This window comes from Pseudomonas saponiphila, assembly GCF_900105185.1.
Lineage (GTDB): Bacteria > Pseudomonadota > Gammaproteobacteria > Pseudomonadales > Pseudomonadaceae > Aquipseudomonas > Aquipseudomonas saponiphila.
Window position 1 is genome coordinate 2,400,719 of record NZ_FNTJ01000001.1, and the last position, 13,221, is coordinate 2,413,939.

Consider the following 13,221-nt stretch of genomic DNA (forward strand, 5'->3'; position numbering starts at 1 on the left):
GCAAATGATGTTGACTTGACGTCCTAAGTGATGCCTAATGATGTCAAGTGATGTGTAAGGAGGTGTCATGAAAGGTGCAAGCAAATCCAGGTATCCCCTCAATCTGCATTCCGAAGTAAAGGATCAAGCTGAGAGCGAAGCAAAGAAGAACCGTCGGAGCTTAAATGCCGAACTTGGCTTGCTTATAGAGGAGGGGTTGAGGTGGCGGGAACATCAGAGCAAGCAGGCAAGCGCCTGAAACGAAGAAGCCCCGACGAGGTGAGAGTCGCCAGGGCTTCGGGAAACGAGATCAACTTCGGAGAAGAAATCGTCATGGGCGATAATAGCACAGCAGTACCCAATGTCATCCCGTTCAATTTCGGCAAGCAGCAAGTGCGCACGCTGTTGATTGATGATCAGCCATGGTTTGTGGCCAACGATGTTTCCGCTGCCCTTCAGTACAGCGAAGCGTCGGCGATGACTCGCCATCTGGACGATGACGAAAAGGGTCTGTCGATTGTGCAGACCCTTGGCGGTGACCAAGAAATGCTGGTCATCAATGAGTCTGGCCTTTACTCGGCAATCCTGCGCAGCCGTAAGGTCGAAGCCAAGCGTTTCAAGAAATGGGTGACCGCCGAGGTCCTTCCCGCGATCCGCAAGCATGGCCGCTATGAAGACCAAGGCAAGATGCAGCCCATGGTGGATGAGTTGCTTGGGCCGCAAGGTGCCCGAAAGCTCGGGAACATCATGCGCTGTCGAGTTGCCAAGCTTGATGCCGAGCATCAGCGCAGTGCTACAGCCAAACTGGCGTCGGCCCTGCATGCACGTTTCGATGTTCCTCGCATGGAGTTGATCCCGGGCGATCAGTTGGATGCGGCTTGTAACTTCGTCGCCGCTTACGCAATTGAGGGGGAGTATCTGGGCAAGGAAGAGCTCAAGGCTGAGCAACCGTTGAACATCCACTTCCCAGTTGAGGCTCTCGCTCAACGCAGGCCTGAAATGGTTAAGCCGCGCGGCGATGGTCATGCGTGGCTCGATGTGTCTCTTAACGATTTGCGCGACTTTCACGAGGGCAGCACTCCTTGCGAGGCCATTCTCATTGAGCTGCGCAGGGCGGGCTATGAGGTTGAGGGTGCTTGGTGGGAGCTCCGTACTTATCGCAACAAGATGCGGGAGATTGCTAGCTTTGCCCATGGCCTCACCTGTGTGATTGATGAGCCTCACCGATACGCGATCAAGATGGGAGCTGTAGCATGAGCGCGCTGATGACTGTTCCGTTTCATGGCGTGAACCTGATGCTCGTCGATTTGGATGGCCAGCCATTTGTGCCAATGCGCCCGGTTGTGGAGGGTATTGGCCTTGATTGGGGCGGGCAGCACAAGAAGTTGACCGCCAATCCTGGGCGCTGGGGTGTCTCCGTTACGGAGATCCCTTCGGCTGGCGGTTGTCAGGATGCGGTATGTCTTCCTTTAAGGAAATTGGCCGGCTGGCTATCCACTGTGCAGGTGGCCCGGGTAAAGAATCCCCAGGTCAAGAGCAAGATCATCGAGTATCAAAATGAGTGCGACGACGCTCTCTGGCAGTACTGGAACGACGGGCATGCCGTAAATCCTCGAGCGCAGCTACCAGCAGCCAACGACTCTGCTGTTGAATTCGCCAAGCTTGCGCTGGAACACCTGCCGAACCTGGGCGATGCCAGCAAGCAGGCTTTGCTCAGCCATATCTCGGAGCTGGCCTATGGTCAGCGCTTGATACCCTTGCCAAAAGTAGAGGAAAACTTGCTCCTGGCTGGACAGGTGGGTGAGCTGTTCGGCGTGACTGGCAACCGCATCGGCAAACTTGCGAATCAGCACGGCATGAAGATCGAGCAGTACGGTGAATATCGGCTCGATAAGTCACGGTACAGCAGCAAGCAAGTCGAGACATTCCACTACAACCAGGCTGCCGTAGAGCGCTTCCGAGAGATCCTGCAGGGCGTCTGATCCGCCCAGCTTCACTAACCCCGCCTATGCGGGGTTTTGGTGCTTGTGATTTGCAATGGTAGATTGCCCTCAAACCATATAGAGGGACCGACATGCGAATTCTGGTAGGGGGCGTGGCTTTGGTGATGCTGGCGGGGTGCTCCTCGAATGCCATTACTGTTCAGCAAGCCAAGCAAGTGCCGAAGGATCAGGTGTATGCGTTTCAAGCCCGACCTGCCGGTGCTTACGGAGCAATAACTGTTCTTCGAGATGGCGGCATAAACGCATCAGCTTGTGATTTCGTTATCTATGTCGATGGGAAAAAAGCCGCGAAACTTGGGTCCAGCCAGAAGGTCACCTTCTACGTTAAACCGGGCTCTTTGAATCTCGGTGTAGGTCTGGCTGGAACGGGGCTTTGCATGGGGCAGGCGATTAGAACCATGGCGGCTGAAGCTGTGGCTGATCGAGAAAAAATATTCCGTGTAAGTTCAGATTTGGCAGGCATGTATATAGGGCCATACGTTGAGTACTAACTAAATTTCTAATGAGCCGCCCTCGGGCGGCTTTTTGTTGCCTGGAGGAAATATGTCTGCTGAAAAGATGCAAACCGTATTGCTATCTGGATCCTTGGCTCGAAAGTTTGGGAGACGCCACCGTATGGTCACTGGCGCAGGTTTCAATGATATTCGTGGTTATTTCAAACAGTTCCCTGGTTTCGAGCAGCACATGCTGGAAAGTGCCAGCAAAGGATTGCGCTTCGCGATCTTCAACGACAAGCAGAACCTTTCCGAAGATGATCTCGGAAAGCCAACGGGGCGAGGAGTGATTCGGATCGTCCCAGTAATTGCAGGTTCGAAGCGTGCCGGGCTATTGCAGACCATCGTTGGAGCTGTACTGATCATCGCTTCTTTTTTTGTCGCACCTGGCGCTCAAGCAGCATTTCTCGGCGCGGGTGTAGGCATGACCGCCGGCGGCGTGATCCAGATGCTCAGCCCGCAAGCCAAGGGCTTGGGCACCCAGGACAGCCCCAACAACCGACCCAGCTACAGCTTCAACGGTGCCGTGAACACCAGCGTCCAGGGCAACCCTGTCCCGTTGCTCTATGGCCGGATGATCGTCGGCAGCGCGGTGATCAGCGCCGGGATCTACTCCGAAGACCAGATGTAAAGCGAACACGCCACCAGGCCCGCCAAGTGCGGGTATTTTTTTGCCTGAAGGAAAGCCATGAACAACCAGATCATCACCGGCGCCAAGGGCGGCGAGTCGAAGCCGCGGCCGTCTGTTGAGGCCCCGGATAGCCTGCAGAGCACGGCCTATGCACGTATCCTCGATCTTGTCAGCGAGGGCGAGATCCAGGGCTTGGTCGCGGGTGAGCGCTCGGTCTATCTCGATGAAACCCCGCTGGCCAATGCCGACGGCACCCGGAACTTCAGCGGCGTCACGATGGACGCACGCACCGGTAGCCAGGATCAGTTGCACATCCCGGGCTTTCCCGCAGTGGAGAGCGAGATCGCTGTGGGCGTTGAGCTGAAGTATGGTCAGCCCTGGGTTCGCGCTGTGCAGAACCTGCAGCTGTCGGCCGTGCGCGTGCGCCTTTCAACGCCACGCCTGGCCCAGACCAATACCAGCAACGGCGACACCAACGGATACACCGTGCAGTACAAGATTGAGGTATCCACCGACGGTGGGCCCTATGTGCAAGTGCTTGTCGGTGCCTTCAGCGGCAAGACCTCGACCAAGTACGAGCGCTCGCACCGTGTCGACTTGCCGCCGGCGAGCAGCAACTGGCAGATCCGTGTCACCCGACTGACTCCGAACAGCACCAGCGGCGCGATCGCGGACAAGACGAACATCGACGCCATCACCGAGGTGATTGACGCAAAGCTGCGCTATCCGGGCTCGGCGGTGGTCGGCCTGCAATTCGATGCCTCGCAGTTCCAGGCGATCCCGACCCGTTCCTTTGACCTGCGCGGCCGTATCATTCGCGTGCCGAGCAATTACGATCCGGAAAGCCGGCAGTACGCCGGCGTCTGGGATGGCTCGTTCAAGACGGCCTGGACCGACAACCCGGCCTGGATCTTCTACGACCTGCTGCTGCACTTCCGCTATGGCCTGGGCCACCTGCTGAATGAGGGCCAGGTGGACCGGTGGGAGCTGTACCGCATCGGCCAGTATTGCGATCAGTTGGTGCCGGACGGGAAGGGCGGCCAAGAACCGCGGTTCACCTGCAACCTGTTCTTGCAGACCAGGTCGAACGCGCTGGACGTGCTGCAGGATCTGGCCACCACGTTCCGCGGCATGTCCTACTGCGGATTTCGGAGCACCGTGACCGGCCGTTTCGGTTGATCGTGACCGGTCATTTCGCTAACGCGTGACCGCTCATTTCGGTAGCAACGTGACCGATTTTCCGCCTGTTCCGAAACAGGTGGTCACGGCTTACCGAAATCGCCGGTCACGACTTAGCGAAAGCCTTCCCCTTCGTTGCGCATGACCTGATGCGCCGCCATCCTCGACCGATTTCGGGAGAGGAAGATGGCGGCGCCGCGAGTAGCCATGCGAAACATCAAAGAATGTCTGCGCCTCAAGTTTGAGGCCGGCTTGTCCCACGAGAAGATTGCCCGTGCCTTGCAGCTGTCCAAGGGCGTGGTTAGCAAGTACATCGCGGCGGCGCGGGTGGCCGGGCTGGACTGGCCGGCGCTGGTGGCCATGGACGAGGCCGCGCTGGCGGCCGCCTTGTTTGCACCGACGTCGACGAACAAGCCGCGCGGTGAGCGAGTGCTGCCCGATGTGCTGAGCATCCACCGCGAGTTGCGACGCAAGGGCGTGACCTTGCAGCTGCTGTGGGAGGAATATCTCGCCGCGCATGCGGGCCAGCCGACCTACCGCTACACCCAGTTCGTCGAGCACTACCGGCGCTACGCCCAGACGCTCAAACGTTCGATGCGTCAGCTGCACCGTGCGGGCGAGAAGCTATTCATCGACTATGCCGGGCCGACGCTGCCGGTGGTCGACCCGGCCACCGGCGAAGTGCGCCGGGCGCACATCTTCGTCGCCGCCCTGGGCGCCTCGAATTACACCTATGCCTGCGCGACGCCAGGCGAAACCCAGGTGGACTGGCTGACCTCGCTGGGCCAGGCTCTGACCTACTTTGGCGGCGTGCCGGAAATGGTTGTGCCGGACAATCCGCGCGCCCTGGTCGCCCAGCCGGATCGCTACGAGCCGGGCCTGAACCGGGCCACGCTGGAGTGCGCGCGTCATTACCAGACGGTGATCCTGCCGGCACGGCCACGCAAGCCTCAGGACAAGGCCAAGGCCGAGGTGGCGGTGCAGGTGGTCGAGCGCTGGATCATGGCGCGGCTGCGCCATCGGCAGTTCTTCAGCCTGCATGCGCTTAACCAGGCCATCGCCGAGCTGCTGGAGGATCTGAATCGGCGCCCGTTCAAGCGGCTCGATGGCTGCCGGCGCGACTGGTTCGAGCGCCTGGATCGCCCGGCCTTGCGAGCGCTGCCGGTGCATCCCTACGAGGTCGCCACCTTCAAGCGCTGCAAGGTCAGCATCGACTACCACATCGAGGTCAATGGCAGCTTCTACAGCGTGCCCTCCGCCCTGGCCCGGCAGAACGTGGACGTGCGACTGACGGCACACACCCTGGAAGTGCTGCATGGCAACCGGCGGGTGGCCAGCCACCTGCTGCTGGGGCGACGCGGCGCTTACAGTACCCAGCGCGAGCACATGCCCGCGGCGCACCAGGCGCATCGCGAATGGACGCCACAACGCCTGCTCGACTGGGGCGCGCGGATCGGCCCCTACACGCGCCAACTGATCGATCACCAACTGACCCACAAGCCGCACCCGGAGATGGGCTACCGCGCCTGCCTCGGCCTGCTCTCGCTGGCCCGGCGCTATGGCAATGCACGCCTGGAAGCCGCTGCCGAACGTGCCGTACACCTGCGCGCCTTCACCGGGCGCAGCGTGCGCAACCTGCTCCAGCAAGGCCTGGATCAACAGCCGCTGCCCCAGCGTGCCGCCGAAACGACCTTACCCGGCGACCACGAGAACGTCCGTGGCGCCGACTACTACCAACCCCCGCAACAGGAGCTGTTCGATGATGCCGCAACACACCCTGAATCAACTGCACCAGCTACGCCTGGACGGCATGGCCCGCGCCCTGGAAGAGCAATGGACGCTGCCGGCCAGCCACAGCCTGAGCTTCGATGAACGCCTCGGCCTACTGCTCGACCGCGAACTGGCCTGGCGTGACAACCAGCGCCTGGTACGGCTGCGCAAGAAGGCCAAGCTCAAGTACGCCAACGCCTGCCTGGAAGATCTCGACCGCCGCACCGGACGCGCCCTGGACGAGCGTCTGATCGCCACCCTGGCCAGTGGCGACTGGATCCGCCAGCAGCACAACCTGCTGCTGACCGGCCCGACCGGTGCCGGCAAAACCTGGCTGGCCTGCGCCCTGGGCAACCAGGCCTGCCGCCAGGGCTATAGCACCCTGTACCTGCGCACCCCGCGCCTGCTGGAACAACTGCGCATCGCTCATGGCGACGGCAGCTTCGGCCGTACCCTGCAACAGCTGGCAAAGGTCGACGTCCTGGTGCTGGACGACTGGGCGCTAGCCCCGCTGGAGGAAGGAGCCCGGCATGACCTGCTGGAGGTGATCGACGACCGCGCTGGCAGCCGCTCCACCATCCTGACGAGCCAACTGCCCATCGAGCACTGGCACGGCTGGATCAACGACCCGACCCTGGCCGATGCCATCCTCGACCGCCTGGTGCACAACGCCTACCGACTGACGATGAAAGGCGAGTCGCTGCGCCGAAAAAAAGCCGAGGAACAAGCCGCATCGTGACCGATGCGATTACAATCCAGAACCCGCGCAACCGGGGTGGAAGCACCGGTCACGTATTAGCGAAACGCTCGGTCACGTTCACCGAAATCCGCATCCTACTGGGCCGCCGGGTCGGTCATGGCTATTGCCGACATACCCGAGGACCCGGTTTACACCTACTCGAACGCCAATGTGATCGACGGGAAATTCGGTTACTTCGGCTCAGCGAAAAAGACCCGCTACACCGTGGCCCTGGTGAGCTGGAACGATCCGGCCGACTTCTACCGACAGAAAGTCGAGTACGTCGACGACCAGGCCGGGATCACCCGCTACGGGATCCAGCAGACCGAGATCACCGCCACTGGCTGTACTTCCCAGGCCCAGGCCCAGCGCATCGGCAAGTGGGCACTGCTCACCAACCGCCTGGAAACCGAAAGCGTGGGGTTCTCTGTGGGCCTGGATGGCACCCTGGCGCGCCCCGGGCAGATCATCCGCATTGCGGACAACGATCGGGCAGGGCGGCGCATTGGCGGGCGCCTGCGCTCGTCCACACTCGATACCCTGGTACTGGATGCCGACGTGAAGGCATACCCCGGCGACACCATCACCGTGATCATGCCCACGGGCACTGCAGTCTCCCGGCAGATCAAGTCTGTGGGCTATCCACTGACCTGGGGCAACAAGGGGATCAAGTGGTCGAGTGGCCGCGTAACGATGGATACCACCGGGTTTCCTGCTGAAGTCCAGCAGGTGGTACTGGCGCAGAAGCTGGATGAACTGCCGCCCCAGCATTCGATGTGGGCGATTGACTCGACAACCCTGGCCACGCAGCTGTTTCGCGTGATGTCGGTTGCTGAGGACTTTTCCGACTCCGAGATCAAGTTCACGATCAGCGCGGTACGCCACAACGCGAGCAAGTACGGCGCAATCGACAACGGCACGCGCATCGAGCGGCCACCGGTGACCGTGATCCCGCCGAGCGTCCAGCGGCCGCCAGCGAACGTGACGCTGAGCAATGACCACTTCGTTGACCAGGGTAGTGCGGTCAGCGTCATGACGATTGAGTGGGAGAAGCCAGAAGCGGCGATCGCCTACGAGGTCTACTGGCGCAAGAACGACGGCGACTGGATCTTTGCGGGCCGCACGGGCACCACGTCCATTGATGTGAGCGGGATCTACGCGGGCCGGTATGTGGCCAAGGTTCGAGCCATCAACTCGCTGGATATCGGCTCGGTGTTCGCGACCTCGGTCGAGACCGTGCTGAACGGCAAGACCACGCCGCCGCCCGTGCCGTCGTCCTTCACCGCAGAGTCGATCGTGTTCGGCATCAAGTTGGCCTGGGGCATTCCGGCCGGAGTTACCACCGCGGACCTACAGCGGACCGAGATCTGGTACAGCCAGACCAACCAGGTAGCGACGGCAACCAAGTTCGGGGACTACGCCTATCCGCAGACCGACCTGACGATCATGGGTCTGGCCGCCGGTGTGCGGTTCTTCTTCTGGGCCCGGCTAGTGGATCGCATCGGCAACGTGGGGGCGTTCTACGGGCCGGTGATGGGTCAATCTTCCGCTGACGCCGGTGTGATCCTTGAGTACCTGAACGACCAGATCACAGAGACGCAGTTGAGTCAGCACCTGCTGGAAAAGATCGACTCTGGCGGTGGCGCACAGGTCGAGGTCGAGGCTCTGAAAAGCGAGCTCGCGGCCATGTACTCGATCAAGACCCAGCTCACAGTCGACAACAAGCCATACCTGGCCGGTATAGGGATAGGGGTCGAAAACGACAAGGGGATCATCACCAGTCAAGTGCTGATCGCCGCGAGTCGATTCGCAATCGTCGACCCGAACGCAGCGCAGATTTATTACCCGTTTGTTGTTCAAAACAACGCCGCCTATATCGACACTGCATTCATCAAAAACGGCTCAATCGACATGCTCAAGATCGGTAGCAACTTGCAGTCGAACAACTACGTTCCCGACGTTTCTGGCTGGGCATTCCGACCCGACGGAACGTTCCAGATGATGGGCAATACCCCTGGAGGCGCGAGACTCATGATCAACAACAAAGGGCTGTATGTATTCCATCCGAACGGCGTTAAAGCCATCGACTTGAGTGTGGACGCGACATGACCGTCGGACTGATAACACGTGATGCAAACGGCAACATCACAGCAAACATGACAACGAAACTGAGTCAGGCCGAAGGATCAGTTATCACGAACAGGCAGAACGGTTCGATAGGGATCTCGCTTCCGGCTGGGCGTGAGTATTTCTATGTCATATCTCCGCTGGAGGACTCGCAAAGGACAGCAGGCAAGAAACCTGGCGTCACCATCACGCAAAACAGGTTGGAGTGGGCTTATGCGATCCCGTCCGGCTTCGTAATGAATTGTGAAATTTTCTATGGGTACTACTGATGAAGACCGCACTCATAGCTCGCGACGAGAGCGGCAATGTTCTCTATGACACCTCGAAGTCCATATACGGCCTGATTAAGAGCGGTACTGTTACATATCATGGGAGATGGATGCGCTTGTACCCTTCTGGAGGGGTGTACCCGAGCTACCAGGATGATATCTACAAGTTTGAAGTAGAAGGTGGCATAAGCCCTATTGTGTTTGTGTATGGAGACTGTGGTAAACCGTATCAATCCAAGGAAGGCACAAAGCATGTGTTCTATTTTGCTGGGCCATTACTAGGAGAGCTTAAGGTTTACTGTTTTGACATTATGAGGCCGATATTCTCTGGTCCTGCACTTAAGACAAGGGCCGAAAATGGAAAATTCACATTTAACAGCCTCCAGTGGCCGCTAAACGTGGCCGGTACATCAATACCTCCTCCCGTTGAATGGGTTGGAGGGGCTAGCGGAGATAGTATTCGCCCATTCGCCGGAGGTCGCGGATACATACTTCAGTACCCAACTATGGGCTCGGGCAGGGCTGGCTCAATGTACTTTAGGGTCAAGATAAATCTTGAACCGACTAAGAAGTATGCAGCACACATACCTTGGAACCGTGGCGTTGAGTGGGTATACCCATTCGAAACCGGTGGCGGGCACGTAGGCCAATTCAGGGGTAGTGGTGAGGAAGGGTGCTCAGGAACGGACGGTGGAGTACACCACCTAATATGGACTGCTCCTGAGACGACGTTCGGCAGTGTTCACACAACGACGCCTGTACGATTCTTCAATATGGCGGGGGACAGGTTGCCGAGATGCCCATACATAGACATTGCTGAGTACCCGTACCCGTTCAATCCACAGCTGTAACTACACCGTTCAGATATGCCCGCCCCGAGCGGGTTTTTTATTGCCTGGAGAAAAGTAATGCGTACATCACAACGCGGCTTGAACTTGATCAAGTCGTTCGAAGGCCTGCGCCTGCAAGCCTACCAAGACAGCGTTGGCGTCTGGACCATCGGCTATGGAACCACCCGCGGCGTGAAGACCGGCATGTCGATCAGCAAGGAGCAAGCCGAACGCATGTTGCTGAATGATGTGCAGCGCTTCGAGCCTGAGGTGCAGCGCATGATCACCGCGCCACTGAATCAAAATCAGTGGGACGCCCTGATGAGCTTCACCTACAACCTGGGCGCTGGGAATCTGGAGTCGTCGACTCTGCGGCGCCTGCTCAATGTCGGCGATTATTCCGGTGCCGCTGAGCAGTTCCTGCGCTGGAACAAGGCCGGCGGCAAGGTGCTTTCCGGCCTGACGCGCCGCCGGGAGGCTGAGCGAGCGCTGTTCCTGGAGGCGGTATGAGTGCCTGGGTGCTGCGCGCCGGCGCCCTGCTATTGGTTCTCGCCACCTACTGGGGGGGTCTATCAGCACGGGCTATCCGTAAAGGATGGTGAGTGGCAAGCGCGCTGGGCAGTTCGTGATGCTGGCGACAAACAAGCCTGGGCCCTGGCCGAGCAAGCCGAGCGCGACAAAGAGCAGGCCAGGCAGAGCTCAATTAACAAGGCGGTGCAAGATGGGCAACGAAAAATCGATCAAGCAGCAGCTGATGCTGTTACCGCTCGCGCTGCTGCTGGGAGCCTGCAGCGGACAGTCGACGACCTCGCCGGCCGTCTCGCAGCCCAAGGCCGCGGTAATTCCTGCACTGCCGCCGCAAGCGCGGCAGCAACCCGCACAGCCCTGGTGCTTGCCGACGTGTTCAAGCGCGCTGACCAGCGAGCGGGAGACCTGGCGGCAGATGCTGATCAAAGCCGGAGCAGGGGAGTGACGTGCGAGCAGGCCTATGACGGTATCGCCAAGGGCTCGATCAATTCCGCCCCGTGATTCCTGATGTTGCCGACGGCGGGATTCACTTTGAACCACTCGAAAGCCTCGGCTGGCTCGCCCTGGAGCAATGCCATCTGTTCGGCGCGCTCTTTCGGCGTGGCCGGGTCGAGCCATTCCCGGGCCAGGTCCGGGGCCAGGACCACTGGCCGGCGGTCGTGAATATCGACCATGCCGCCTTCGCTGTCTGCTGTAATGATCACAAAGCCTTCGTGCTCGCTTCGATCTTGGCCAGGCAATTGTCCGATTGAGGCGCAGAGGATGGGGGAACCGTCCCGGTGCCGGATCAGGTAGGGCTGCTTCTTCGGGCCGCCTTCGTCCACCCACTCGAACCAATTGTCGATTGGGCATATGGCCCTGTGTGGCCATATCTGCCGGAAGAATGGCCCATGGGCGACCTTCTCTACGCGGGCATTGATTGGGGCAGCGCGGTCAGTGGCCCAGTGCGGCCGCCACCCCCAGCGCACGGCGTCGGCGTGTAGTTTGTCTTCGGCGATGTGGAAGAGGGCGAGTTGCATCGTCGGCGCTGCGTTGTATCGCCCCAGGGGCTGATCACCGACGTTATTAATCAGGGCCCCGGGCATGCTCAGGGCTGCGACGAAGTCGTGGATGCCGCGGTATTGTGAGAGTCGTCCGCACATAGAGGCCTCCGGCTTAATACTTGAGGTTAGCTCTCACTCCGGCTTAGGTGATTTTTCTCGGCGAACTCCTTTTCATCTCTCTCAAGTTTTTCACGTAGCAAATGGTTCCGTTGAGCCTCAATCATTCGAAGGCTGTAGATGGTGCTGTTCAGGTCGCGAGCTTCAATTTCCAAACGCGCCAGCCTTTCTTCGGCAGCTGTTAAAAGCCTCGCTTGGCTGTCTCTTTCTTTGAGGGCCTGATCATGCATTTCTACGAGCTTGAAGACGTTGTGTCGACTCTCGCGCAGTTGGCGGGTCAGCTCAGCGATCTCATTCTCCAGTAGAAGGATGTGCTGCCTGCAAGTTTCAAGGGGCGTGGGAATGCCCAGCCAATCGGCTGTGTCGTCTTCGGTGTGCACGGTACTACCTCGAATCCAATGCTGTATGTGCATACAGTAATTCAGGTTCTAGGAGATCGCGATTTGAGCCGACGAAATGTGTCTGATGGGGATGGTTTACGGTCGGCAGGACGCCGAAGAGAGGAAAGTTTTGTAACGGTTACTAAATAGTTTTGTAACGATGCTCAGGAAGCGCTTCCGGGAAAATACCCCAGACACAAAAAAGCCCTGAAAAATCAGGGCTTTCTCGTTGAGATTTGGCGGAGGCGTAGAGATTCGAACTCTAGGACCTGTTACAGTCGGCGGTTTTCAAGACCGCTGCCTTAAACCACTCGGCCACACCTCCAGATCGCATTGCGGGCGCCATAATACCCGAATGAAACACACTGTCAAACTCTCTGCGTCGCGAGTTACAGAGCCTCTGTTATTATCCTTGCCACTAAATGTTTCCCCCAACAGGAGTGTCGCCATGCGCGAACAGGATTACGCAGTTAACAACGGCGTGCAGGCCGAGCAGCTAGAGGTTAGCCGCGTCCTGCGCAACACTTACGGCCTGCTGGCCCTGACTCTCGCGTTCAGCGGTGTCATGGCTTATGTGGCGCAGCAGATGCGGGTCGGCTACCCGAACATCTTCGTGGTGCTGATCGGTTTCTACGGTCTGTTCTTCCTCACCAACAAACTCCGTGACTCGGCCTGGGGCCTGGTGTCGGCTTTCGCCCTGACCGGTTTCATGGGCTTCTTGCTCGGCCCGATCCTCAACCGTTACCTGGGCATGCAGGGCGGCGCTGAAGTGGTCAGCTCGGCCTTCGCCATGACCGCCCTGGTGTTTGGCGGTCTGTCGGCCTATGTGCTGATCACCCGCAAGGACATGAGCTTCCTCGGTGGTTTCATCACCGCCGGTTTCTTCGTCCTGATGGGCGCCGTGCTGGCCAGCCTGTTCTTCCAGATCAGTGGCCTGCAGTTGGCGATCAGCGCCGGTTTCGTGCTGTTCTCCTCGGTGTGCATCCTGTTCCAGACCAGCGCCATCATCCATGGCGGCGAACGCAACTACATCATGGCCACCATCAGCCTGTATGTATCGATCTACAACCTGTTCGTCAGCCTGCTGCAGCTGTTCGGCATCATGGGTCGCGACGACTGATCCCGGTTGTTG

At 59.2% G+C, this 13,221-nt stretch carries 14 protein-coding genes, 1 tRNA gene and 2 pseudogenes; 14 read left to right on the forward strand and 3 right to left on the reverse strand.

All coding sequences use genetic code 11. The features are described from left to right. The first annotated feature begins 67 nt into the window (after window positions 1-67). The 13 genes and pseudogenes from BLV47_RS36175 (at window position 68) to BLV47_RS11435 (ending at window position 11,050) form a co-directional block, all read left to right on the forward strand. Window positions 68-238, forward strand: coding sequence for a hypothetical protein (locus BLV47_RS36175; RefSeq protein WP_167365646.1), 171 nt, complete (start codon window positions 68-70; stop codon window positions 236-238). After that, window positions 202-1,236 (forward strand): BRO-N domain-containing protein, encoded by a 1,035-nt coding sequence (locus BLV47_RS11385; protein WP_244168862.1) that lies wholly within the window; start codon window positions 202-204, stop codon window positions 1,234-1,236. Before BLV47_RS36175 ends, BLV47_RS11385 begins: the two co-directional genes overlap by 37 nt. Further along, complete coding sequence (locus BLV47_RS11390; RefSeq protein WP_092313470.1) at window positions 1,233-1,961, forward strand: phage antirepressor N-terminal domain-containing protein; 729 nt, start codon at window positions 1,233-1,235, stop codon at window positions 1,959-1,961. Before BLV47_RS11385 ends, BLV47_RS11390 begins: the two co-directional genes overlap by 4 nt. 92 nt (window positions 1,962-2,053) lie before the next feature. Continuing rightward, complete coding sequence (locus BLV47_RS11395; protein ID WP_092313473.1) at window positions 2,054-2,473, forward strand: hypothetical protein; 420 nt, start codon at window positions 2,054-2,056, stop codon at window positions 2,471-2,473. A gap of 52 nt (window positions 2,474-2,525) precedes the next feature. Then, complete coding sequence (locus BLV47_RS11400; protein ID WP_092313476.1) at window positions 2,526-3,107, forward strand: tail assembly protein; 582 nt, start codon at window positions 2,526-2,528, stop codon at window positions 3,105-3,107. A gap of 57 nt (window positions 3,108-3,164) precedes the next feature. Further along, window positions 3,165-4,247 (forward strand): annotated as a pseudogene (gpJ, locus tag BLV47_RS11405) (TipJ family phage tail tip protein); the annotation flags it as partial. A 225-nt stretch (window positions 4,248-4,472) separates the two neighbouring features. Beyond that, on the forward strand, window positions 4,473-6,158 hold the full coding sequence (gene istA, locus BLV47_RS11410) for an IS21 family transposase (RefSeq protein ID WP_062838241.1): 1,686 nt from the start codon (window positions 4,473-4,475) through the stop codon (window positions 6,156-6,158). After that, window positions 6,046-6,795, forward strand: a complete 750-nt coding sequence (gene istB / locus BLV47_RS11415) for an IS21-like element IS1474 family helper ATPase IstB (protein WP_062838242.1) — start codon at window positions 6,046-6,048, stop codon at window positions 6,793-6,795. The genes istA and istB overlap by 113 nt, the downstream gene beginning before the upstream one ends. Before the next feature lie 84 nt (window positions 6,796-6,879). Beyond that, window positions 6,880-8,904 (forward strand): annotated as a pseudogene (locus BLV47_RS36985) (TipJ family phage tail tip protein); the annotation flags it as partial. Beyond that, complete coding sequence (locus BLV47_RS11425; protein ID WP_092313479.1) at window positions 8,901-9,191, forward strand: hypothetical protein; 291 nt, start codon at window positions 8,901-8,903, stop codon at window positions 9,189-9,191. The pseudogene BLV47_RS36985 and the gene BLV47_RS11425, both read left to right, overlap by 4 nt. After that, window positions 9,191-10,042 carry a hypothetical protein gene (locus BLV47_RS35345; protein WP_143038264.1) on the forward strand — a complete coding sequence of 284 codons (852 nt, stop codon included), beginning with the start codon at window positions 9,191-9,193 and terminating at the stop codon, window positions 10,040-10,042. The genes BLV47_RS11425 and BLV47_RS35345 overlap by 1 nt, the downstream gene beginning before the upstream one ends. 57 nt (window positions 10,043-10,099) lie before the next feature. Beyond that, entirely contained in the window at window positions 10,100-10,531 is a 432-nt protein-coding gene (locus tag BLV47_RS11430) for a lysozyme (protein ID WP_092313482.1), read from the forward strand. Next, window positions 10,532-11,050, forward strand: a complete 519-nt coding sequence (locus tag BLV47_RS11435; protein ID WP_244168864.1) for a DUF2514 family protein — start codon at window positions 10,532-10,534, stop codon at window positions 11,048-11,050. Here the strand turns inward: BLV47_RS11435 and BLV47_RS11440 are convergent. The 3 genes from BLV47_RS11440 to BLV47_RS11450 all read right to left on the reverse strand — a co-directional run bounded on the left by BLV47_RS11440 (window position 11,008) and on the right by BLV47_RS11450 (window position 12,414). Beyond that, the gene (locus BLV47_RS11440) at window positions 11,008-11,691 is read right to left on the reverse strand and encodes an SOS response-associated peptidase family protein (RefSeq protein ID WP_092313485.1); all 684 of its coding nucleotides are present in this window, start codon (window positions 11,689-11,691) and stop codon (window positions 11,008-11,010) included. The genes BLV47_RS11435 and BLV47_RS11440 overlap by 43 nt on opposite strands. A 26-nt stretch (window positions 11,692-11,717) precedes the next feature. Continuing rightward, window positions 11,718-12,089, reverse strand: coding sequence for a hypothetical protein (locus BLV47_RS11445; RefSeq protein WP_143038265.1), 372 nt, complete (start codon window positions 12,087-12,089; stop codon window positions 11,718-11,720). Between the two features lie 237 nt (window positions 12,090-12,326). Then, a tRNA-Ser gene (locus BLV47_RS11450) sits at window positions 12,327-12,414 on the reverse strand. 123 nt (window positions 12,415-12,537) lie between these two features. On the opposite strand from BLV47_RS11450, the gene BLV47_RS11455 reads away from it, so the two are divergent. Next, window positions 12,538-13,209 (forward strand): Bax inhibitor-1/YccA family protein, encoded by a 672-nt coding sequence (locus BLV47_RS11455; RefSeq protein ID WP_011062013.1) that lies wholly within the window; start codon window positions 12,538-12,540, stop codon window positions 13,207-13,209. The last annotated feature ends 12 nt before the right edge of the window (window positions 13,210-13,221 follow it).

Excerpts from the sequence above, each read along its gene's own strand:
- BLV47_RS11390 (WP_092313470.1), top strand. The coding sequence starts at position 1,233 with ATGAGCGCGCTGATGACTGTTCCGTTTCATGGCGTGAACCTGATGCTC.
- istB (WP_062838242.1), top strand. The coding sequence starts at position 6,046 with ATGATGCCGCAACACACCCTGAATCAACTGCACCAGCTACGCCTGGAC.
- istA (WP_062838241.1), top strand. The coding sequence starts at position 4,473 with ATGGCGGCGCCGCGAGTAGCCATGCGAAACATCAAAGAATGTCTGCGC.
- BLV47_RS11440 (WP_092313485.1), bottom strand. The coding sequence starts at position 11,691 with ATGTGCGGACGACTCTCACAATACCGCGGCATCCACGACTTCGTCGCA.
- BLV47_RS11425 (WP_092313479.1), top strand. The coding sequence starts at position 8,901 with ATGACCGTCGGACTGATAACACGTGATGCAAACGGCAACATCACAGCA.
- BLV47_RS11400 (WP_092313476.1), top strand. The coding sequence starts at position 2,526 with ATGTCTGCTGAAAAGATGCAAACCGTATTGCTATCTGGATCCTTGGCT.
- BLV47_RS35345 (WP_143038264.1), top strand. The coding sequence starts at position 9,191 with ATGAAGACCGCACTCATAGCTCGCGACGAGAGCGGCAATGTTCTCTAT.
- BLV47_RS36175 (WP_167365646.1), top strand. The coding sequence starts at position 68 with ATGAAAGGTGCAAGCAAATCCAGGTATCCCCTCAATCTGCATTCCGAA.
- BLV47_RS11455 (WP_011062013.1), top strand. The coding sequence starts at position 12,538 with ATGCGCGAACAGGATTACGCAGTTAACAACGGCGTGCAGGCCGAGCAG.
- BLV47_RS11430 (WP_092313482.1), top strand. The coding sequence starts at position 10,100 with ATGCGTACATCACAACGCGGCTTGAACTTGATCAAGTCGTTCGAAGGC.
- BLV47_RS11395 (WP_092313473.1), top strand. The coding sequence starts at position 2,054 with ATGCGAATTCTGGTAGGGGGCGTGGCTTTGGTGATGCTGGCGGGGTGC.